This is a genomic window from Cytobacillus oceanisediminis 2691 (genome assembly GCF_007678455.1).
GTDB lineage: Bacteria > Bacillota > Bacilli > Bacillales > Cytobacillaceae > Mesobacillus > Mesobacillus oceanisediminis_A.
This window is the reverse complement of sequence record NZ_VEEP01000008.1, coordinates 46,475-66,631: the sequence shown is the minus strand read 5'-3', so window position 1 is coordinate 66,631 and position 20,157 is coordinate 46,475. Positions and strand designations below refer to the sequence as shown.

The following is a 20,157-nucleotide window of genomic DNA, read 5'->3' as shown; positions in this document are numbered from 1 at the left end:
GATTTAGAATAATTCTAGTTCGCGGAATTCCATCAAGATTTCGCGGAATTATCGAATTTTTCGCGGGAAACAACATCGCTTTCGCGGAATTCCCCGCAGTTTTCGCGGAAAAAATGTAATCTGAATACTATTCTCCCTTAAATGACAGGCTAAGCTAAAAAGGGAGGGCTGTATTTCATGAAAATCCGTAATATTTTCTTCTTTTTCCTTTCATTAGTCATCCTCACCGCCTTCCAGCCACAAAAATTGCAGCATCCGCCGATTCCGCGTGAAGATCCCCAGGCTGAAAAAATTGCCATCGTACTGACGGAGCAGCCGGTGGAAGAAAAGCAAATCAAAAATACGCTGAAAAACCTTAAAAATACGAAGCTTCGACGTGTGTTCACACATGCGATAAATGGATATTCTGTACAGGGGCCAGCTTCTGAACTGAAACAGCTGGAAGGGATAGAAAACGTAAAACTTGTTTCTGAAGTAAGCACATACAAAGTGGAGAATTCATCACTTCACCAGCCTAAGCACTATCAATCCAGCTCCAGTTTCATTGATAACTTTGAATTGATAGGAACGGAAGCGGTCCATGGGCTGCTTGATGAAAAAGGAAACCATTTGACGGGGAAGGGGATTACCATCGGGGTGATCGATACGGGAATCGATTACGAGCATCCTGACTTAAGAAGAAGTTTTGCCGGTGGCCATGACCTCGTTGATGGCGATGATGATCCGATGGAAACGAAGGGTATGGGATTCAAAAGCACGCTTCATGGCACGCATGTGGCCGGTGTCATCGCAGCAAACGGGAGAATGAGAGGCATGGCACCTGAAGCGAAAATTGTTGCCTACAGGGCGCTTGGTCCGGGCGGAAGCGGAACGACCGAGCAGGTGATTGCGGCGATAGATGAAGCGATCAAGGATAAGGTGGACATCCTGAACCTATCACTTGGAAATGATGTAAATGGTCCTGATCTGCCAATTAGCCTCGCGCTTAACAAAACGGTTGATGCAGGAATCGTCGCGGTTACGTCTTCGGGGAATTCAGGTCCGAACCGCTGGACGGTCGGATCGCCAGGGACCGCTTCAAAAGCGATATCGGTGGGCGCTTCCACCCCACCGATGCAGATACCGTATATCACCGCTACAGGCAACACGGAAGAAATCAGGCTCGAGCTTTTACAGGGTTCGGACAATTGGAAGATTACCCAGAGTGAGAACCTGGTGTTTGCAGGACTGGGAACCAAAGAAGAGATGAAAGACGTTAGTGATAAGCTAGTCCTCGTCGAGCGGGGCAAGCTTACTTTTACCGAAAAAGCAAAGAATGCCTTCGAAGCAGGCGCGATTGGTGTCATCATCTACAACAATACGGATGGTACATTCTTTGGCAACCTCGAAGAGACCCTGCCGATCCCTGTAGCTGCAATCAGCAAAAAAGCGGGCCTGGCATTGAAAAAGCAACTAAAAAATAACTCCATGCTGATTCGTATCCATTTAATAGAAGAAAAAGATATCCTTGCAGACTTCAGTTCGCGCGGACCTGTAACGATTACCTGGGAAATCAAGCCGGATATCGTAGCGCCTGGAGTTGCGATCAACAGTACGATTCCCGGAGGCTATCTGCCGCTCCAGGGAACGAGCATGGCTGCGCCCCATATCGCCGGTGCAGCAGCGCTCATCAAGCAGGCGCATCCAGATTGGACTCCTGCTGAAATCAAGGCGGCGATCATGAACACTGCCAAGGAAATCCAGGATCAGTCCGGAAAAACATATCGGACATTCGAGCAGGGAGCTGGCCGGATCCAGACAGAAGCTGCAATTGAAACAGAGAGCCTCGTGATTCCAGGATCGTTGCAATTTGGGAAATTCCAGCTTGCAGATAACATGCATCGGCATAGCGCTCGACTGAAAGTGAAAAATACGGGCTCCGCCACAAAGTCCTACTCCTTCTCGATACCGAAAAAACAAAAAGGGATTGCATGGGAGCTGCCGCTGAGTTTTACACTCAAACCAGGTGAAAGTAAAGATGTCGCAGTGGCGATGAAGGTTACCCCGGAGATGCTCGATGACAAAATCAATGACGGCAGCCTTGTGATGGATGACGGAAAAAATAAGATCCGCATACCCTATCTGTATGTCCTCGAAGAGCCGGATTATCCGCGGGTAATGGGCTTCGGTTTCGCTCCAGCCGACTCTGGGACAGCCTATCGATATGAAGTTTATCTCCCCGGGGGAGCCGACGAGTTTGGTATCGCCCTCTTCGATCCTGATCAGTTTCGGTTCGTTGGTTTTCTCGATTGGGGAAGAAAGCTGAAAAAAGGGATGGCCGGCAAAGAGATACCGCTTGAAAAATTGCCGGAGGACGGAGTGTATCTGGCAAAGGTATTCGCGAAGAAAGCTGGGCGCGAGAGCATGATCGAAACGATGATTTATATCGATAAAACTTCTATTGAAAACAGGACCGGAAAAAGGTGAAACTTTACTCCGGTCCTGTTTTTTTCTGTTATAATAATATAATACTGATATAGGGTTGATGGTATATATTCACAGTGAAAACTTTGTGAATTTTTTCACCCCAATTGATTGACATTGACATTTGCCTATTGTATGCTTACAAAGGGCATAAAATGATAAGGTTTTCAATGTTGATATGCAAGCTTTTTTTTATGTGAAAATATTGTTTTTGCAAAAATATTTCTCACTCCCCTGAATGTCCATTCTCTATAGTGAGGATGCGTTTTTATGCGCCGAAACAACCGCCACCCTTTACAAGCGATGGCACTCATGTCCGCTATACTATCTCAATTGGTAGGCTCCATTTTAATTGGCATTTTTTCCGGAAGATGGCTTGACCGTACCCTTGGTACAGAGCCGCTTTTCTTAATATTCGGATTGCTGATCGGACTGGCGGCAGGTGTGTATGCCATGCTTCGCCTCATCCAACACTTCTTTTCAGGAGACTAGCCACCAATGGAAATTAAGGATATGTTTACTCGCCAGCGAAAATACATATTTACATTATTGTCCTTATATGTACTTGGATATGGGTTTACAACCTATCAATCTGTTTTTGCCGGATTGATTTTTGGTACAAGCCTGAGCCTTTTTAATTTATGGCTGCTTGCGAGGAAAATGAACACCTTCGGGGATTCGGTGGTACAGGGGAAGAAGGTTCGCTCACTTGGCTCGATGTCGAGACTTGCGACCGGTGCGCTTGCCGTAATCATTGCGATGGAATATCCGGATCGCATAAACCTTGTATTTACGGTTTTGGGATTAATGACAGCTTATATTGTCATTATGATAGATTTTTTTGTCCAGACTTTTCAATCACGTAAATAGCGGGGAAGAGAGGTGAATAATTGATGCATCATGAAGCTCCATTAAAAGAAATATTTGGGCTTACTTTTAACTTAGCAAATTTGCTGATGATTACAGTAGCTACCGCAATCGTATTCATCATTGCCGTTCTTTCCACTCGCAGGCTTGCGATGAAACCGACAGGAATGCAGAACTTCATGGAATGGGTTATGGATTTCGTCAAGGGAATCATCAACAGCACGATGGACTGGAAGGACGGGGGAAGATTTCACGTCCTTGGGATCACACTGCTGATGTATGTGTTTGTTTCCAATATGCTGGGACTGCCGTTCTCTGTCGTTGTCGACAATGAACTATGGTGGAAATCACCGACAGCTGACCCGGTCATCACACTGACTCTTGCAGTCATGGTGGTAGGGCTTTCCCATTATTATGGCGTCAAGCTTAAGGGCACTGCCGAATATGGCAAGGAATTCTTTAAGCCATTTTGGTTCATGTTCCCGATCAAGATCATTGAAGAGTTCGCGAATACGCTCACTCTTGGTCTTCGTCTTTACGGTAACATTTACGCAGGTGAGATCTTGTTGGGTCTTCTTGCAGCCAGCCTCGCAACCGGAGTAGGCGGACACTTGGCCGCAGCCGTTCCAATGCTTGTATGGCAAGGATTCTCCGTTTTCGTCGGAGCAATCCAGGCGTTTATCTTCACTATGTTAACGATGGTTTATCTCTCTCATAAAGTGAGTCATGACCATTAATATATACCCTGTTCATTTAATGAACAAAACTTATAAAACTATTTTTTCATACATTAAAGGAGGAACTTTATAATGGGTCTATTAGCAGCAGCAATCGCAATTGGTTTAGCAGCACTTGGTGCAGGTATTGGTAACGGTTTGATCGTATCACGTACAGTAGAAGGTATCGCTCGTCAGCCAGAAGCTCGCGGTATGCTTCAAACTACAATGTTCATCGGGGTTGCGTTGGTTGAAGCGATTCCTATCATCGCAGTAGTTATCGCGTTCATGGTAATCGGTGGTTAATCAATTATAAGAATTTAAGATGGCGAAGATCATTCCGCGCGAACCTTCGCCATTCTATTATGTAGGCTTCGAGACGGTTAAACCCGGAGAGGAGCAGACCTGGATCTGAATGCAAGCAATCGTTTGAAATAAAATAGGGCAAGCAGGCATTTTGAGCGGCCCTAAGCGTCGGCACTAAGCCGGATGACGCATGTTGGACCTTTTTTAATCATGGTACAACTCTTGAAGGGAGTGAATCGAGGGTGTTAACAATGAATTTTGTATTGGGAGCGGCTTCCGGCCTAAATACTGGAGATATTTTGTTCCAGCTTGTTATGTTCCTTGTTTTGTTAGCATTGCTTAAAAAGTTCGCTTGGGGTCCATTGATGGGCATCATGAAGGAACGTGAAGAGCATATTGCTGGTGAAATCGGAGCGGCTGAAAAGAGCCGTGCAGAAGCACAAAAACTTTTGGAAGAACAGCGTGATATGCTTAAGCAGGCACGCACAGAAGCACAGGGCCTAATTGAAAATGCAAAGAAACAGGGCGACCTTCAGCGTGATGAAATCATTGCACTGGCACGCACTGAATCTGACAGAATCAAAGAATCTGCGAAGCTTGAAATCGAACAGCAGAAGGAGCAGGCTGTTGCGGCGATCCGCGAACAAGTTGCTTCACTTTCTGTCTTGATCGCTTCTAAAGTAATCGAGAAGGAAATCTCTGCAGCTGACCAGGAAAAGCTCATCAATGAATACATTCAAGAGGCGGGTAATGCCCGATGAGCAACTCTACAGTAGCAAAACGCTATGCCCTGGCACTTTTTCAACTCGCTTCTGAAAAGCAGGCTCTCCCACAGGTTGAGGAAGAGCTTCGCACAGTAAAAGAAGTTGTTGTGAACAATCCGGAATTGACTGCATTTTTAAAGTCTCCGAAACTTCCTAATGAGAAGAAGAAAGAGGTTTTGAAGCAGGCATTCGGATCTGTAAGCACGTATGTCCTTAACACTTTGATGATTTTGGTTGACCGCCACCGCGAAGACCAGATCGCAGACGTTGCTGACCAGTTCATCGCCCTTGCAAATGATGCAAAAGGTGTGGCTGAAGCAAAAGTCTATAGTGTCCAGCCACTTTCGGCTGAGCAGGCTGAAGCTCTTTCAGCTTCGTTCGCGCCACAGGTTGGCAAACAGTCACTTCAAATTGAAAACATTGTAGATTCCAATTTGCTTGGAGGCGTAAAGCTTCGCATTGGAAACCGCATTTTTGACGGCAGCTTGCGCGGCAAGCTCGATCGTTTAGAACGTAAATTGCTAGGCTAAGATTCGTAGATAGGGGTGAAACTCATGAGCATCAAAGCTGAAGAAATCAGTGCGCTGATAAAATCGCAAATCGAAAATTATCAGTCGGAAATTCAAGTGAGTGATGTGGGTACAGTTATCAGTGTTGGTGACGGTATCGCCCGTGCTCATGGCCTCGACAATGTCATGGCTGGAGAACTTGTTGAATTTTCAAACGGCGTTATGGGTATGGCACAAAACCTGGAAGAAAATAACGTCGGTATCATCATCCTTGGACCTTTCACGGACATCCGCGAAGGCGACGAGGTACGCCGTACGGGCCGCATCATGGAGGTTCCTGTTGGGGAACAGCTTATCGGCCGCGTCGTAAACCCACTTGGACAGCCAGTGGATGGCATGGGTCCAATCAACACAACTAAAACTCGTCCAATCGAGTACGCTGCACCAGGCGTTATGGATCGTAAATCCGTTCATGAGCCATTGCAGACTGGTATCAAGGCGATCGACGCACTTGTTCCAATCGGCCGCGGACAGCGTGAATTGATCATCGGTGACCGCCAGACTGGTAAAACATCTGTAGCGATCGATACAATCCTTAACCAAAAAGGCCAGGACATGATCTGTATCTACGTTGCAATCGGACAGAAGGAATCAACTGTACGTAATGCGGTTGAAACACTCCGTAAGAACGGCGCGTTAGATTATTCTATCGTTGTTACAGCATCTGCTTCCCAGCCAGCTCCATTGCTATACCTTGCTCCGTACGCAGGTGTTACAATGGCTGAAGACTTCATGTACGATGGCAAGCATGTGCTTGTAGTATATGATGACCTTTCAAAACAAGCGGCAGCATACCGTGAACTTTCCTTGCTGCTTCGCCGTCCTCCAGGCCGTGAAGCTTACCCAGGGGATGTATTCTACTTGCACTCACGCTTGCTAGAGCGTGCTGCTAAGTTGAGCGACGCTAAAGGCGCGGGTTCAATCACAGCACTTCCGTTCATTGAAACGCAGGCAGGCGACGTTTCTGCTTACATTCCAACGAACGTTATCTCAATCACAGACGGACAGATCTTCTTACAGTCCGACCTATTCTTCTCTGGCGTACGCCCAGCGATCAACGCAGGTCTTTCTGTATCCCGTGTAGGTGGATCCGCTCAAATCAAAGCGATGAAGAAGGTATCTGGTACATTGCGTCTTGACCTTGCTTCATACCGTGAATTGGAAGCATTCGCATCATTCGGTTCTGACCTTGACAAAGCAACTCAGGCAAAACTTAACCGCGGTGCCCGTACGGTAGAAGTACTTAAACAAGATCTTAACAAGCCGCTTGCTGTTGAAAAGCAAGTTGCAATCCTATATGCACTGACTCGCGGCTTCCTGGACGATATTCCATTGCAGGATATCCGCCGCTTCGAAGGTGAATTCCTTTCATGGTTAGACCACAACCATACAGATGTGTTAGACCATATCCGTTCAACGAAGGAACTTCCTTCAGACGACGATATGGCTGCTGCACTAAACGCTTTCAAAAAGACGTTTGCAGTATCTGAATAAGTAGTTAAGCAGCGCCAGCTTCCATGCTGGTCCTGCCTGACCTTGGACTAACAATCTATGTAAAAGGGTGGTGAGAACCGAAATGGCATCTTTACGCGATATAAAAAACCGTATTACTTCGACTAAAAAGACGAGCCAGATTACCAAGGCAATGGAGATGGTATCCGCAGCTAAATGGAACCGTGGAGTGATGAACGCGAAAGCATTCGTTCCTTACATGGAAAAAATCCAGGAAGTGACTGCCTCAATCGCAATGGGCAGCAAGGATTCCAACCACCCAATGCTGAACAGCCGTCCAGTCAAGAAGACGGGATATCTAGTGATTACATCTGATCGCGGACTAGCAGGGGCTTACAACAGTAACGTCCTTCGCCAGCTGTACCAGACAATCCAGCAACGCCATAAATCAAATGACGAGTTTGCGATCATCGCGATCGGGCGTGTCGGCCGTGACTTTTTCCAAAGCCGTGGCATGAACGTTGTCCTTGACATCGTTGGCATCGCTGACCAGCCGTCCTTCTCTGAGATCCAGGATATCGCCAGCAGCACAGTTGGCATGTTCTCGGATGGAACATTTGATGAATTATATATTTACTACAGTCATTACATCAGCGCGATCGCTCAAGAAGTAACCGAAAAGAAGCTGCTTCCGTTAACGGATATTGGCGCTGCTTCAACAAAGCTTACTTCATATGAATTTGAGCCGAACGCTGAGGAGATCCTGGAAGTTCTCTTGCCGCAATACGCAGAAAGCTTGATTTACGGAGCACTGCTTGACAGCAAAGCAAGTGAACACGCTGCTCGTATGACAGCCATGAGAAACGCGACGGACAACGCAAAAGAGCTGATCAATTCCCTCAGCTTGAGCTACAACCGCGCGCGTCAGGCTGCGATTACCCAGGAAATCACCGAAATCGTCGGTGGAGCTGCAGCACTCGAATAGATTTTCCAATGACAATCGGGGATGTGGCTTAATGCCGCATCCCATCATGATGTATATATTTCAACTAGTACGATAGGAGGGAACAAGATGAACAAAGGACGCGTTCTCCAGGTTATGGGTCCGGTTGTTGACGTTAAGTTTGAAAGCGGCAATCTTCCAGAGATCTATAACGCTTTGAAAATTGTAACCAGCGATGCGGATGTGAACATCGAACTAACTCTTGAAGTAGCCCTTCACTTAGGCGATGACACAGTTCGTACAATCGCGATGTCTTCCACAGACGGCCTTAAGCGCGGCGTGGAAGTATTAGATACAGGTGCTCCAATCTCCGTTCCGGTTGGGGACGTAACACTAGGACGTGTATTCAACGTATTGGGTGAGTCAATCGACCTTGACGCTCCACTACCGGCTGAAGCACGCCGCGATTCAATCCACAGGGAAGCTCCAACATTCGAACAGCTTTCAACTGAGGTAGAAATCCTTGAAACAGGTATCAAGGTAGTTGACCTTCTTGCTCCATATATCAAGGGTGGTAAGATTGGATTGTTCGGTGGTGCCGGTGTAGGTAAAACCGTATTAATCCAGGAATTGATCAACAACATCGCCCAAGAGCACAGCGGTATTTCCGTATTCGCAGGTGTTGGTGAGCGTACACGTGAAGGTAATGACCTTTACCACGAAATGACGGATTCTGGCGTTATCAAGCAAACTGCGATGGTATTCGGACAGATGAACGAGCCGCCAGGAGCACGTATGCGTGTTGCCCTGACTGGTTTGACAATGGCTGAATATTTCCGTGATGAGCAAGGACAGGACGTTCTTTTCTTCATGGATAACATCTTCCGTTTCACACAAGCAGGTTCTGAGGTTTCTGCCCTACTTGGCCGTATGCCATCAGCGGTAGGTTACCAGCCGACTCTTGCAACTGAAATGGGTAAATTGCAGGAACGTATCACATCTACTAACGTAGGTTCTGTTACTTCCATCCAGGCGATCTATGTACCTGCCGATGACTACACTGACCCGGCTCCGGCTACAACTTTCGCTCACTTGGATGCAACAACGAACCTTGAGCGTAAGCTTTCTGAAATGGGTATCTACCCTGCGGTGGATCCGCTTGCTTCGACTTCACGTGCATTGACACCTGAAATCGTTGGCGAAGAGCACTACTCAGTAGCTCGCCGCGTCCAGCAAACATTGCAGCGTTACAGAGAACTTCAGGACATCATCGCGATCCTGGGTATGGATGAGCTTTCTGACGAAGATAAGCTGACTGTACACCGCGCTCGCCGCGTCCAGTTCTACCTGTCACAAAACTTCCACGTAGCCGAACAGTTCACAGGACAGAAAGGTTCTTACGTGCCAGTTAAAGAAACAGTTAAAGGATTCGCTGAAATCCTTGACGGCAAATATGACCACCTTCCAGAAGATGCATTCCGCCTAGTTGGCCGAATCGAAGAAGTTATCGAGAATGCAAAACGTATGGGTGTAGAGGTCTAATAACGGACCAGGAGGGTAAAAAATGAAGACGATTAAAGTCAGTGTTGTTACTCCCGATGGGCCGGTGTATGAATCAGATGTTGAAATGGTAAGCACAAAAGCGAGCACAGGCGAGCTTGGAATCTTGCCAGGCCACATTCCAATGGTTGCACCGCTACAAATTGGCGCTGTCCGTTTGAAAAATGGCAGCAATTACGAGTTCATTGCAGTCAGCGGCGGCTTCCTTGAGGTCCGTCCCGAGCAGGTAACCATCCTTGCTCAATCTGCAGAACAATCATCTGAAATCGATCTTGAACGTGCATTAAGAGCAAAGGAACGCGCTGAACAGCGCCTGCATGAAAGAAAGCAGGAGAACATCGACTTCAAGCGTGCAGAACTTGCCCTTCAGCGTGCAATAAACCGTATTTCAGTTGCTGAACGCAGAATTTAATTTTTGGATGAACACCCTCCGGTGATGCTGGGGGGTGTTTTTTTATGGAGGTGTGTTTGTTGACAACAATGTTCCCTTTCTGTTGTGCTGTGAAAGAATCTTCTTTTTGGCATTGATTGAATGCCGTGAACTTCGGCGGAGCTATCCAATTGATTAGCAAATCTGGGAGCGGATTCCGTTTCGCTATAAAAACTAAAAACTCGCTAAAAAATCGGGAAAGTCGCTATAAAAAAGAAAAAGTCGCTATATAACCGATAAACTCGCTATATAAATAAAACAGTCGCTATATAAATAAAATTCCGGCTATAAAACTCAAAAATAAATCAGAGTTTATCCGATAAATTATCCTAAGAAATCATGATAGAGATCAAAATACACTCGATCTTCGTTAAATTCTCGTTTAGAAATCAATTCCTCACTCAATTCCCCAATAAAGATCCTCAAAAACTCCCGCAAGGAGAAAAGTCCACAATTTCGCCATAAACTCAACGCTGTAACAGAACTCATAAATGTTGACAAACGTCACTGACAATCAAGCCTGAATTGTTTTAAATATAAAATGTAACCGATTGTCTTGTTTTTAACGCGCGTCTGTGAGGATGCACCCTTCAGAACGCGGCCCGGCATTAACACCAGACAGCCACGTAAAAACAATGAGAATAATTTGCCTTCTGGACAACTAAGTATGGAAAGGGACGACTCTTTCCAGCTTTCCGAACAGGTCAAGAAAGATACTATTTTTCTACCAAAAGTGTAAGGAAGAAGGTTGCCAGATTGTTCAAAGCCTTGTCGACACACTATTGTAACAATGGTATAATTGTTATCGGTTACAAGTTTAAAAAGTATGAAAATTTTACAACATTGGAGGGATGGGCATGGAACAGTTGAATCTATATCAAAATAACTATTTGATAGTCTTTGTGTTCCTATGTCTCGGGGTATTGCTTCCAATCGTAGCCTTGTTTGCGGCTAAGCTTCTGAGGCCGAAATACAAGAACGACGAGCGGAAATATACCACCTACGAGAGCGGGATGGAACCGTTCAGCGATGCACGGGTCCAGTTTAATGTCCGTTATTATGTGTTTGCCCTTATGTTCGTTATTTTTGATGTAGAAACAGCGTTTTTGTATCCATGGGCTGTCGCCTACGAGAAGCTGGGGATCTTCGCATTGATTGAAATGCTGATTTTCGTCGTAATGCTTCTAATCGGACTCATCTACGCATGGAAAAAGAAGGTGCTAAAATGGATTTAAAATTGGATGATTTATCACCAGCAGAAGCGGCAGAACTCCAAAGGAATGTATTCGTGACAACTCTTGAACAGGTAAAAGGCTGGGCCAGAAGCAACTCGATGTGGCCAATGACTTTTGGTCTTGCGTGCTGCGCGATTGAAATGATGGCGTCCAGTTCGGCTCACTATGACCTTGACCGTTTTGGGACGTTCTACAGGAACTCACCTCGTCAATCCGATGTCATGATTGTTTCAGGTACCGTAACGAAGAAAATGGCTCCGACTGTCCGCAGGCTGTATGACCAGCTGGCAGAACCAAAGTGGGTAATCGCGATGGGTTCTTGCGCGACAGCAGGTGGACCATATGTAAAATCATACTCAGTTGTAAAGGGAGTCGACCAGATTGTACCGGTTGATGTATACATACCGGGATGCCCGCCGAACCCAGCAGCATTGATTTACGGGATTAATAAATTGAAAGAGAAAATCCGTTATGAGGCGAAAACCGGGAAGAAGGTGATCTAACCGATGAGCGGGGAAAAGGATTTAGAGCAAATAAAAAGAGAAGCAGCCCAAAAGGCGAAGGAGCTTGCAAAGCAGCGTCAGGCTGCCAAACAAGCAGGGGAAGGAAATGACCCGAAAGAGGTTGCCGACAAAGTCGCAGAACCTGAAGAAAAACAAACTGAAGCAAAAGCGGAAGCACCTGCTGGTGACGATGCCGAGCTAGCGAAAAAGAAAGCTGCAGCCGCAGCGAACGCAAAGGCAGCTGCACTTGCAAAAATGAAAGCCAACGAGCAGTCTGGGGAAGCTCCAGAGGCAAAAGAAGAGGTTTCGGCTCCGGTCGAAGGACAGGATGCTGATTTGGCCAAGAAAAAAGCAGCTGCAGCCGCAAAAGCAAAGGCAGCCGCTCTCGCAAAGATGAAAGCGACTGGCCAGATAGAGGAAAACGCCGAAGCTCCAGCAGCATCAGAAACTCCAGCAGCAGCGGATGCTCCAGCCGGAGACGACGATGATTTGGCGAAAAAGAAAGCCGCAGCCGTAGCGAAAGCCAAGGCAGCAGCGGCAGCGAAAAGGAAGGCGCAGGCCGAGGCAGAAGGTGGAGCGGACGCTTCAACGGATGACGATGACCTTGCGAAAAAGAAAGCCGCAGCCGTAGCGAAGGCAAAGGCAGCAGCGGCAGCAAAAAGGAAAGCACAGGAGGCAGCTGGAGGAGAAGACGCTTCAGCAGGTGACGATGATCTGGCGAAGAAGAAAGCCGCAGCTGTAGCGAAAGCGAAGGCGGCCGCAGCAGCAAAAGCAAAAGCGGCAGCAGGCGGAGACTCTGCGGACGACGAGAAAGCGAAAGCGATTGCCGCAGCCAAGGCAAAAGCCGCAGCAGCAGCGAAGGCTAAATCAGCAGCTGGCGCGAAAGCAGGAGCAGATGAGCCTGTCGAAGAGAAGAAGCCATCTCCAAACCAGCCTTACCTTGATAAATATGTAAAAGCAATCACCGACAATCTTGGCGATGACATTTTGGAAGATTCCTATATTAACCCTCTTTCAAAGGATGTCCCAACGCTTGTGGCAAAGAAAGAATCCTATTATCGCCTGGCTGAATTCCTGAAGTACAATGAACTGCTTGGATTCGATTATCTGTCAGAGCTTCACGGAACGGATTTCCAGACCCATATGGAAGTGTATGTTCACTTGTACTCATACAAGAACAGACAGTCAGTAGCGTTGAAAGTTAAGCTTGACCGTGACCAGCCGGCCATCGAGTCATTGGCGAACCTGTGGGCAGGAGCGAACTGGCCAGAGTGTGAAACCTACGACCTTCTTGGCATCAAATTCGAAGGCCATCCTGACCTCCATCGCATCATGCTTGGTGAAGACTGGGTCGGCCACCCATTAAGAAAAGACTATGAACCGTATGATGTGGAGGTGTAGCCCGTGATACGCACAGAAGAAATGCTCTTGAACGTGGGCCCGCAGCACCCTAGTACACACGGTGTATTCCGCCTCGTTCTCAAAATCGACGGGGAAATCATTGTAGAAGCGAAGCCGGTCATCGGCTATTTGCACCGCGGCACTGAAAAGTTAGCGGAAAATCTGCAATATACCCAGATCATTCCTTACACAGACCGGATGGACTATGTGTCAGCGATGACGAATAACTATGTCATCGTCCATGCTGTGGAAACGATGATGGGCGTCCAAATTCCGGAACGCGCCGAGTACTTAAGAGTACTTGCAATGGAGCTGAACAGGGTTGCCAGCCACCTGCTGTGGTGGGGAACATTCATCCTCGACTTTGGTGCGACAAGCCCACTGCTTTACGCATTCCGAGACAGGGAGATGATCCTGAATCTGCTGAATGAACTGTCTGGTGCTCGTCTGACGTTCAACTACATGCGTGTAGGCGGCGTCAAATGGGATGCTCCGGAAGGATGGATTGAAAAGGTAGCGGAATTCGTGCCATACCTGAGGGAACAGCTGAAGGGCTATCACCAGCTTGTATCAGGGAATGAAATCTTCCTTAATCGTACGAAGAATATCGGTACATATACAAAGGAAGACGCCATCAATTATTCATTGAGCGGCCCGAACCTGCGTTCAACCGGAGTCAAGTGGGATTTGCGCAAGGATGAGCCGTATTCAATCTATGACCGTTTCGACTTCGATATTGTCACGCGTGACGAAGGCGATGCGCTGGCCCGCTATTATGTACGGATGGGCGAAATCGAAGAATCATTAAAAATCATTGAACAGGCTGTGCAGCAATTCCCGAAAGAGGGAGAAATCATGGCCAAGGTTCCAAAGATCATCAAGGCTCCAAAAGGGGAAGCGTTTGTCCGGATCGAAGGCTCCCGGGGCGAAATTGGCTGCTATATTTCCAGCGATGGCAAAAAAGAGCCGTACCGCCTCAAGTTCAGAAGGCCTAGTTTCTATAATCTGCAAATCCTCCCTAAACTGCTCGAAGGTGAAAGCATCTCAAATCTGATTGCAATTTTAGGAGCGGTTGATATCGTTCTTGGGGAGGTAGACGGATAATGGTTCAGGAGCTACTCGAATCCAGTGCTGGCCTTATGAATTTCAGCATCTTCTTCGTCCTGGCTGTCGTCCTTTTGTTCGTAATCCTTGGATTCGTAACAATGGCGATTCTGGCAGAGAGGAAAGTGCTTGGTTTCATGCAGGGCCGTTATGGTCCAGCCCATGTCGGCGGTAAGTGGGGGCTGTTGCAATCCGTTGCCGACGTTGTAAAGCTTCTTGTAAAAGAAGACTTAATTCCAAAAGCAGCGGATAAGCCGCTGTTCATCATCGCACCGGTCATCGCGTTCGCGCCGTCCTTCATGGTCATGGCGACGATCCCGCTGACGGATAAACTGCAATTTGCCGACTTGAATGTCGGATTCCTGTATTATATAGCGATTTCAGGCCTGACGATTGTCGGGATGCTGATGGCAGGCTGGGCATCCAACAATAAATACTCATTGCTTGGCGGTATGCGTGCCGCGGCCCAGATGATTTCCTACGAAATCCCGCTGGTCATGAGTGTTTTGGGGATTGTCCTGTTATCAGGCAGCCTTAACCTGAATGAGATCGTTGAAACACAGCAGAACAACGGCTGGTTCATCCTGTGGCAGCCGATCGCGTTCATCGTGTTCTTCATTGCCGCTACCGCTGAACTGAACAGGGTGCCATTCGACCTTGCCGAAGCGGAGAACGAACTTGTTGCCGGTTTCCACACAGAGTATTCCGGATTCCGCTGGGCGATGTTCATGCTGGCTGAATATGTGTATATGTTCGCAATGTCTGCTTTGATCACTGTATTATTCCTTGGAGGCTGGCTGCCGCTCCCATTCCTCGGCTTCATCCCTGGAGCTGTATGGTTCGCGCTCAAGTTCAGCTTAGTGGTTTATATCCTCATTTGGTTCCGTGCTACGTTCCCGCGTATCCGTGCAGACCAATTGATGGAGTTCGCCTGGAAAGTGCTTTTGCCGGTTGCGCTGGCAAACATCTTCCTGTCGGCATTGATCAAAGAATTTTTCACTAATTTTTTCTAAAATAGGAATGGAAGCAGCATGGCTTCCTGCATTAAAGGGGTGAATTACGTGCTAGGATGGACTAAAGGATTAGCTTATACCCTTAAACAATTGACTCGCGAAAAGGTGACTTACGATTATCCGAACGAACCGATTCCGCTTCCTGACAGGTTCCGCGGAATCCAGAAGTTTTATCCTGAAAAATGCATCGTCTGCAACCAATGTGCCAATATTTGCCCGACCGAATGCATTAACTTGACTGGTAAAAAGCATCCTGATCCAACGAAAAAAGGCAAAATCATTGATACGTATGATATCAACTTCGAACTTTGCATCCTCTGTGACCTGTGCACAGAAGTGTGCCCGACTGAAGCGATCATCATGACGAATAACTTTGAACTTGCTGAATACAGCCGGGATGACTTATTCAAGAACCTGGAATGGCTTGACGAAAATGATGAGAATATACGGAAGGTGAATAAAGCATGACGTTAACAGGCGAATTCTTTGCGTTTATGTCACTTGCTTTAGTGGCGGTAATCGGCGGCGTGCTTTTATTGAATCTCACCAAGGTCATCCACATGGTCGTAGCGCTCGTCTTTACATTCGTCAGTATTGCAGGTATTTATGTGCTCTTGTCCGCTGAATTCCTGGCGGTCATCCAAGTCATGATCTACTCGGGCGCCATTACAATCATGATGCTGTTCGGGATCATGCTCACCCGCCACCATGGCGACGAAGAAGAGCCAAAGGGCGGAAGATTGCGCAAGCTTGTGCTGCTGCTCGGTGTCCTCGGATTTGGCGCAGCAGTCTATTTCGGTATCTACGATCTGGATTTCGAAGCATTGCCGAATACTCTGCACGAAAACAATACAGAACAAATCGGGGTCGCTCTGTACTCGCATTACATCATCCCGTTTGAACTGACATCCGTGATCCTGCTCGCTGCGCTTGTCGGCGCAATTGTACTCGCGCGCAAGGATGACGATAAGGAGGGTGATCAGGAATGAGTTCTGTTCCGGTTTCAGCCTATCTGGCACTTGCACTTATTATTTTCTGCATCGGACTGTACGGTGCCCTGACAAAAAAGAACACAGTCATTGTGTTGATTTCAATCGAACTGATGCTGAATGCGGTCAATATCAATCTCGTAACCTTCAGTAAATACGGAGCAGTTCCATCGATCACCGGCCAGGTGTTCGCGCTGTTTTCCATCGCGGTGGCAGCTGCTGAAGTAGCGGTTGGACTGGCGATCCTTATTTCACTTTACCGCAACCGCAGAAGTGTCAATATCGATGAAATGAATGAGTTGAAAAATTAATGAAACTTTTCATAAGCGGCATCGGCCGTTTGAAAAAGAAGATATTTAGTAGCTGGACTGCCCCGCTTGATGCGGGCCTCAATCTGACGGGCGTACACATGAAAGAACACGCGCGCGTTCAAAAAAGGGGATTGTGATATTAATGGAGAATGCTTGGCTCATTCCGCTGTTCCCGCTTGTATCCTTTCTATTCCTTCTGCTGTTCGGAAAAAAGCTTAAAGAAGCGAGCGCATTCGTCGGAATCCTTGCGACGCTAGCCTCACTTGTCTACTCCATCCTTGTGCTCCTTGAGCGCCTGGAGAGCCCGACACATAAAGCTGAAGCCGTTTGGCTCACTATTGGGAATCTGGAACTTACTGCGGGTTTTGAAGTAAATCAATTAAACGCACTGATGCTGGTAATCGTATCTCTTGTCAGCTTCCTTGTACATACCTACTCAAAAGGATATATGCATGGTGATGAGCGATTCCCGGTTTTCTATGCTTATCTTGGACTCTTTACTTTTGCAATGCTTGGTCTCGTCATCTCGCCGAACCTTTTACAAACTTATATTTTCTGGGAATTGGTCGGTGTTGGTTCATTCCTGTTGATTGGATTTTACTTTTACAAGGAAAGCGCCAAAGCGGCTGCAAAGAAAGCCTTCATCATGACCCGTATCGGGGATGTCGGACTTTTGATCGGAATGATTCTTTTATTCTGGCAAACTGGAAGCTTCGAATATGATGAAATTTTTGCGGCAGTAGAAGAAGGCGCGATTACCGGAACGATGATTACCTTGACTGCGATCCTGATTTTCATCGGGGCAGTTGGTAAATCAGGTCAGTTCCCGCTGCACACATGGCTTCCAGACGCGATGGAAGGTCCTACGCCAGTTTCTGCGTTAATCCACGCAGCAACGATGGTTGCGGCTGGTGTGTATTTGGTCGCTTCACTGTTCCCGCTGTTCAACGCTAGTGAAACAGCAATGCTGACGGTAGCGATCATTGGAGCGTTCACAGCAATTTTTGCGGCAACGATCGGCCTTGTCCAGACTGACATTAAACGAGTGCTTGCCTTCTCGACTGTCAGCCAGCTTGGCTACATGATGCTCGCATTGGGATCTGCCGGTTATGTGGCCGGAGTATTCCACTTGATGACCCACGCTTTCTTCAAAGCATTGTTATTCCTTGCAGCAGGAAGCGTCATCCATGCTGTACATACTCAGGATATTGAAAAAATGGGCGGGCTATGGAAAAAGCTGACCTTCACAGGACCTTTGTTCCTGATCGGAACGCTGGCCATCAGCGGTGTCCCATTATTCTCGGGATTTTTCAGTAAAGATGAAATTTTGATCGCTGCATGGGCACATGGCAATTATATTCTGTTCTGGCTGGCAGTGATTGCGGCATTTTTCACAGCGTTCTACATGTTCCGCCTGTTCTTCATGGTCTTCTCTGGTGAAGCACGCAGCGACATGAAGAATGTCCATGAATCGCCATCCGTCATGACGATGCCGATGGTTGTCCTTGCAATCCTGGCAGTCATTGCTGGTTATGTGAATACACCTTGGTTCGGCACATTCCTTGGTGACTGGCTTGTCGAAGGCAACGAAGCACTCGGACATGGCCATATCGAAGGACCTGGCTGGATTATGATTGTCGCGACGGTTGTCTCCTTGCTTGGCATCCTGCTTGCATGGATGATGTACAGCAAGAAGTCGATTTCACGCGACTGGCTGTCCAGCAGGGCGCCAATTGCCTATGGCATTGTGAAAAATAAGTACTATATCGATGAAATATACAATCAAAGCATCGTGTTTGGCGCAAAGGCAGTCAGCTTGTTCCTGCGTTTCATCGAGCTCTTCCTTGTTGAGGGACTCGTGAAGCTGACAACGGCAACTGTCCAGGGCCTTGGTAAAGCCGGTGCGAAAATCCAGAACGGTCAGGTACAGACTTACGGCACAATCGCCTTCGTCGGCCTTGCAGTCCTGATTGTCATCTATGCGTTAACAGGGGGGTATTTATAATGGATTTCAACTATTTTCTTACCTTGCTGGTATTCTCCCCTTTACTAGGAATCCTGCTTTTGGTCTTCATGCCAAAAGCGAACGAATCAGGCATTAAAATGCTTGGCGTATTGGCAACACTGCCATCTTTGATCCTTGCGCTGATCGCGTACTTTTCGTATCGCGGAGGCAGCGATCTCGCTGGCTTTTCTGAAAAATTCCGCTGGATCCAATTCGGCGGGCAGGGTGCCGAGCAGCAGGGCATGTTCTCTGTCAACTACGAACTTGGCATCGATGGGTTCGGTTTGATCATGGTGGTACTGACAGCGGTAATCGCAACACTTGCGGCAATCGCATCCTTCCATATCAAAAAAGAGTGGAAAGGCTATTACATGCTGTTCCTGCTTCTCGAAATCGGGATGCTCGGAGTATTTACATCGCAAAACCTGATCCTGTTCTTCCTGTTCTTTGAAATCACCTTGATCCCGATGTTCTTCCTGATTGGGAAATGGGGCTATTACGAAAAAGAAAAGGCTGCCTACAGCTTCTTGATTTATAACGGCCTTGGCTCAGCGATCCTGCTGATTGTCATCATGGTGTTGTTCTCAAGAACCGGCACCTCAAATATCGAAATGCTAAAAGTCATGATGAACACAGATAATGCGCCGCTGTTCGCGCCTGTGTCTGATTCCTTGAAGATGGGATTATTGATTGCCTTGCTTGTCGCTTTCGGTGTCAAGCTGCCAATCTTCCCGCTGCACAGCTGGATGCTGCGCGTCCACGTTGAAGCACCGCCATCGATCGTCATGATCCACTCAGGGATCCTGCTGAAGATCGGGGCATTCGGTTTGATCCGCTTCGGGATGGGGATTTTCCCTGAACAGTTCGCTGAATTAGCCGGGCTGCTTGCAGTACTGGGTGTCATCAACCTGCTTTACGGAGCGTTCCTTGCTTTTATCCAGACAGATTTCAAAATGGTCCTTGCTTACTCTTCTATTTCCCATATGGGAATCGTTTTAATCGGACTTGGAGCATTAAATGAGGCGGGAATACAAGGTGCTATTTTCCAGGTTGTATCACATGGCCTGATTTCAGCATTATTGTTCTTCCTTGTCGGTGTACTTTATGAACGCACACACACAACCACACTTGCCAATCTTGGCGGCATGGCAAACGGAATGCCGCTTGCCGCAGGCTTCCTGCTCGCAGGCGCGATGGCTTCACTTGGACTGCCTGGCATGTCAGGCTTCGTCAGCGAATTCATGGCATTCCTCGGTTTGTTCGAAGAGATGCCAGTTCTGGCTGCAGTCGGTACACTGGGCATCATCATGACTGCGGTTTACCTGCTGCGTGCCGTGCTGGCCATCACGTATGGCAAAGCAGAACGTGAATTTGTCGGCGTAAGTGACATCCGTTCATTCGAATGGGCACCGGTGCTTGTGCTTGTCGGCTTGATCGTCCTGATCGGTGTATATCCGGCCGTTCTTAGTGAACCGCTTCAGGCAACATTAGAGACTATCTTGATGGGAATAGGGGGGTGATGAAGG

General features: G+C 47.5%; 21 protein-coding genes. All 21 read left to right on the top strand.

Features of this window, described 5'->3' with window-relative positions; all coding sequences use genetic code 11:
* Positions 1-177: 177 nt before the first annotated feature.
* The 21 genes from FS736_RS16180 (at position 178) to FS736_RS16080 (ending at position 20,151) form a co-directional block, all read left to right on the top strand.
* Positions 178-2,466 (top strand): S8 family serine peptidase, encoded by a 2,289-nt coding sequence (locus FS736_RS16180; RefSeq protein ID WP_144479137.1) that lies wholly within the window; start codon positions 178-180, stop codon positions 2,464-2,466.
* 267 nt (positions 2,467-2,733) lie between these two features.
* Complete coding sequence (locus FS736_RS16175) at positions 2,734-2,955, top strand: AtpZ/AtpI family protein (protein ID WP_079506312.1); 222 nt, start codon at positions 2,734-2,736, stop codon at positions 2,953-2,955.
* A gap of 6 nt (positions 2,956-2,961) precedes the next feature.
* Positions 2,962-3,333 carry an ATP synthase subunit I gene (locus FS736_RS16170; RefSeq protein ID WP_144479135.1) on the top strand — a complete coding sequence of 124 codons (372 nt, stop codon included), beginning with the start codon at positions 2,962-2,964 and terminating at the stop codon, positions 3,331-3,333.
* 23 nt (positions 3,334-3,356) lie between these two features.
* Positions 3,357-4,067, top strand: a complete 711-nt coding sequence (gene atpB, locus FS736_RS16165) for a F0F1 ATP synthase subunit A (protein ID WP_079506316.1) — start codon at positions 3,357-3,359, stop codon at positions 4,065-4,067.
* Between the two features lie 72 nt (positions 4,068-4,139).
* Entirely contained in the window at positions 4,140-4,352 is a 213-nt protein-coding gene (gene atpE / locus FS736_RS16160; RefSeq protein WP_023613579.1) for a F0F1 ATP synthase subunit C, read from the top strand.
* 242 nt (positions 4,353-4,594) lie between these two features.
* On the top strand, positions 4,595-5,113 hold the full coding sequence (locus tag FS736_RS16155) for a F0F1 ATP synthase subunit B (RefSeq protein ID WP_144479133.1): 519 nt from the start codon (positions 4,595-4,597) through the stop codon (positions 5,111-5,113).
* Complete coding sequence (locus FS736_RS16150; protein WP_144479131.1) at positions 5,110-5,646, top strand: F0F1 ATP synthase subunit delta; 537 nt, start codon at positions 5,110-5,112, stop codon at positions 5,644-5,646. Before FS736_RS16155 ends, FS736_RS16150 begins: the two co-directional genes overlap by 4 nt.
* Positions 5,647-5,670: 24 nt before the next feature.
* Positions 5,671-7,179, top strand: a complete 1,509-nt coding sequence (gene atpA, locus FS736_RS16145) for a F0F1 ATP synthase subunit alpha (protein ID WP_144479129.1) — start codon at positions 5,671-5,673, stop codon at positions 7,177-7,179.
* Between the two features lie 82 nt (positions 7,180-7,261).
* On the top strand, positions 7,262-8,122 hold the full coding sequence (locus tag FS736_RS16140; protein ID WP_144479127.1) for a F0F1 ATP synthase subunit gamma: 861 nt from the start codon (positions 7,262-7,264) through the stop codon (positions 8,120-8,122).
* Between the two features lie 87 nt (positions 8,123-8,209).
* The gene (gene atpD, locus FS736_RS16135; protein ID WP_144479125.1) at positions 8,210-9,622 is read left to right on the top strand and encodes a F0F1 ATP synthase subunit beta; all 1,413 of its coding nucleotides are present in this window, start codon (positions 8,210-8,212) and stop codon (positions 9,620-9,622) included.
* 22 nt (positions 9,623-9,644) lie between these two features.
* On the top strand, positions 9,645-10,052 hold the full coding sequence (locus FS736_RS16130) for a F0F1 ATP synthase subunit epsilon (protein ID WP_144479123.1): 408 nt from the start codon (positions 9,645-9,647) through the stop codon (positions 10,050-10,052).
* Positions 10,053-10,927: 875 nt separating this feature from the next.
* On the top strand, positions 10,928-11,305 hold the full coding sequence (locus FS736_RS16125) for an NADH-quinone oxidoreductase subunit A (protein ID WP_144479121.1): 378 nt from the start codon (positions 10,928-10,930) through the stop codon (positions 11,303-11,305).
* Entirely contained in the window at positions 11,296-11,808 is a 513-nt protein-coding gene (locus FS736_RS16120) for a NuoB/complex I 20 kDa subunit family protein (protein WP_144479119.1), read from the top strand. Before FS736_RS16125 ends, FS736_RS16120 begins: the two co-directional genes overlap by 10 nt.
* A 3-nt stretch (positions 11,809-11,811) precedes the next feature.
* Positions 11,812-13,209 (top strand): NADH-quinone oxidoreductase subunit C, encoded by a 1,398-nt coding sequence (locus tag FS736_RS16115; protein WP_144479117.1) that lies wholly within the window; start codon positions 11,812-11,814, stop codon positions 13,207-13,209.
* A gap of 3 nt (positions 13,210-13,212) precedes the next feature.
* Positions 13,213-14,313: an NADH-quinone oxidoreductase subunit D gene (locus FS736_RS16110; protein ID WP_144479115.1), complete on the top strand. Its 1,101-nt coding sequence runs from the start codon at positions 13,213-13,215 to the stop codon at positions 14,311-14,313.
* Positions 14,313-15,326 (top strand): NADH-quinone oxidoreductase subunit NuoH, encoded by a 1,014-nt coding sequence (gene nuoH, locus FS736_RS16105; protein WP_144479113.1) that lies wholly within the window; start codon positions 14,313-14,315, stop codon positions 15,324-15,326. Before FS736_RS16110 ends, nuoH begins: the two co-directional genes overlap by 1 nt.
* Positions 15,327-15,374: 48 nt before the next feature.
* Positions 15,375-15,794 carry an NADH-quinone oxidoreductase subunit NuoI gene (gene nuoI / locus FS736_RS16100; protein WP_144479111.1) on the top strand — a complete coding sequence of 140 codons (420 nt, stop codon included), beginning with the start codon at positions 15,375-15,377 and terminating at the stop codon, positions 15,792-15,794.
* Positions 15,791-16,315 carry an NADH-quinone oxidoreductase subunit J gene (locus tag FS736_RS16095; protein ID WP_144479109.1) on the top strand — a complete coding sequence of 175 codons (525 nt, stop codon included), beginning with the start codon at positions 15,791-15,793 and terminating at the stop codon, positions 16,313-16,315. Before nuoI ends, FS736_RS16095 begins: the two co-directional genes overlap by 4 nt.
* Positions 16,312-16,626 carry an NADH-quinone oxidoreductase subunit NuoK gene (nuoK, locus tag FS736_RS16090; RefSeq protein ID WP_144479107.1) on the top strand — a complete coding sequence of 105 codons (315 nt, stop codon included), beginning with the start codon at positions 16,312-16,314 and terminating at the stop codon, positions 16,624-16,626. The genes FS736_RS16095 and nuoK overlap by 4 nt, the downstream gene beginning before the upstream one ends.
* Before the next feature lie 142 nt (positions 16,627-16,768).
* The gene (nuoL, locus tag FS736_RS16085; RefSeq protein ID WP_144479105.1) at positions 16,769-18,631 is read left to right on the top strand and encodes an NADH-quinone oxidoreductase subunit L; all 1,863 of its coding nucleotides are present in this window, start codon (positions 16,769-16,771) and stop codon (positions 18,629-18,631) included.
* Positions 18,631-20,151 carry an NADH-quinone oxidoreductase subunit M gene (locus FS736_RS16080; protein WP_144479103.1) on the top strand — a complete coding sequence of 507 codons (1,521 nt, stop codon included), beginning with the start codon at positions 18,631-18,633 and terminating at the stop codon, positions 20,149-20,151. The genes nuoL and FS736_RS16080 overlap by 1 nt, the downstream gene beginning before the upstream one ends.
* Positions 20,152-20,157 lie beyond the last annotated feature (6 nt).

Excerpts from the sequence above, each read along its gene's own strand:
- FS736_RS16180 (WP_144479137.1), top strand. The coding sequence starts at position 178 with ATGAAAATCCGTAATATTTTCTTCTTTTTCCTTTCATTAGTCATCCTC.
- FS736_RS16175 (WP_079506312.1), top strand. The coding sequence starts at position 2,734 with ATGCGCCGAAACAACCGCCACCCTTTACAAGCGATGGCACTCATGTCC.
- FS736_RS16170 (WP_144479135.1), top strand. The coding sequence starts at position 2,962 with ATGGAAATTAAGGATATGTTTACTCGCCAGCGAAAATACATATTTACA.
- atpB (WP_079506316.1), top strand. The coding sequence starts at position 3,357 with ATGCATCATGAAGCTCCATTAAAAGAAATATTTGGGCTTACTTTTAAC.
- atpE (WP_023613579.1), top strand. The coding sequence starts at position 4,140 with ATGGGTCTATTAGCAGCAGCAATCGCAATTGGTTTAGCAGCACTTGGT.
- FS736_RS16150 (WP_144479131.1), top strand. The coding sequence starts at position 5,110 with ATGAGCAACTCTACAGTAGCAAAACGCTATGCCCTGGCACTTTTTCAA.
- atpA (WP_144479129.1), top strand. The coding sequence starts at position 5,671 with ATGAGCATCAAAGCTGAAGAAATCAGTGCGCTGATAAAATCGCAAATC.
- FS736_RS16140 (WP_144479127.1), top strand. The coding sequence starts at position 7,262 with ATGGCATCTTTACGCGATATAAAAAACCGTATTACTTCGACTAAAAAG.
- atpD (WP_144479125.1), top strand. The coding sequence starts at position 8,210 with ATGAACAAAGGACGCGTTCTCCAGGTTATGGGTCCGGTTGTTGACGTT.
- FS736_RS16130 (WP_144479123.1), top strand. The coding sequence starts at position 9,645 with ATGAAGACGATTAAAGTCAGTGTTGTTACTCCCGATGGGCCGGTGTAT.
- FS736_RS16125 (WP_144479121.1), top strand. The coding sequence starts at position 10,928 with ATGGAACAGTTGAATCTATATCAAAATAACTATTTGATAGTCTTTGTG.
- FS736_RS16120 (WP_144479119.1), top strand. The coding sequence starts at position 11,296 with ATGGATTTAAAATTGGATGATTTATCACCAGCAGAAGCGGCAGAACTC.
- FS736_RS16115 (WP_144479117.1), top strand. The coding sequence starts at position 11,812 with ATGAGCGGGGAAAAGGATTTAGAGCAAATAAAAAGAGAAGCAGCCCAA.
- nuoH (WP_144479113.1), top strand. The coding sequence starts at position 14,313 with ATGGTTCAGGAGCTACTCGAATCCAGTGCTGGCCTTATGAATTTCAGC.
- FS736_RS16095 (WP_144479109.1), top strand. The coding sequence starts at position 15,791 with ATGACGTTAACAGGCGAATTCTTTGCGTTTATGTCACTTGCTTTAGTG.
- nuoK (WP_144479107.1), top strand. The coding sequence starts at position 16,312 with ATGAGTTCTGTTCCGGTTTCAGCCTATCTGGCACTTGCACTTATTATT.
- nuoL (WP_144479105.1), top strand. The coding sequence starts at position 16,769 with ATGGAGAATGCTTGGCTCATTCCGCTGTTCCCGCTTGTATCCTTTCTA.
- FS736_RS16080 (WP_144479103.1), top strand. The coding sequence starts at position 18,631 with ATGGATTTCAACTATTTTCTTACCTTGCTGGTATTCTCCCCTTTACTA.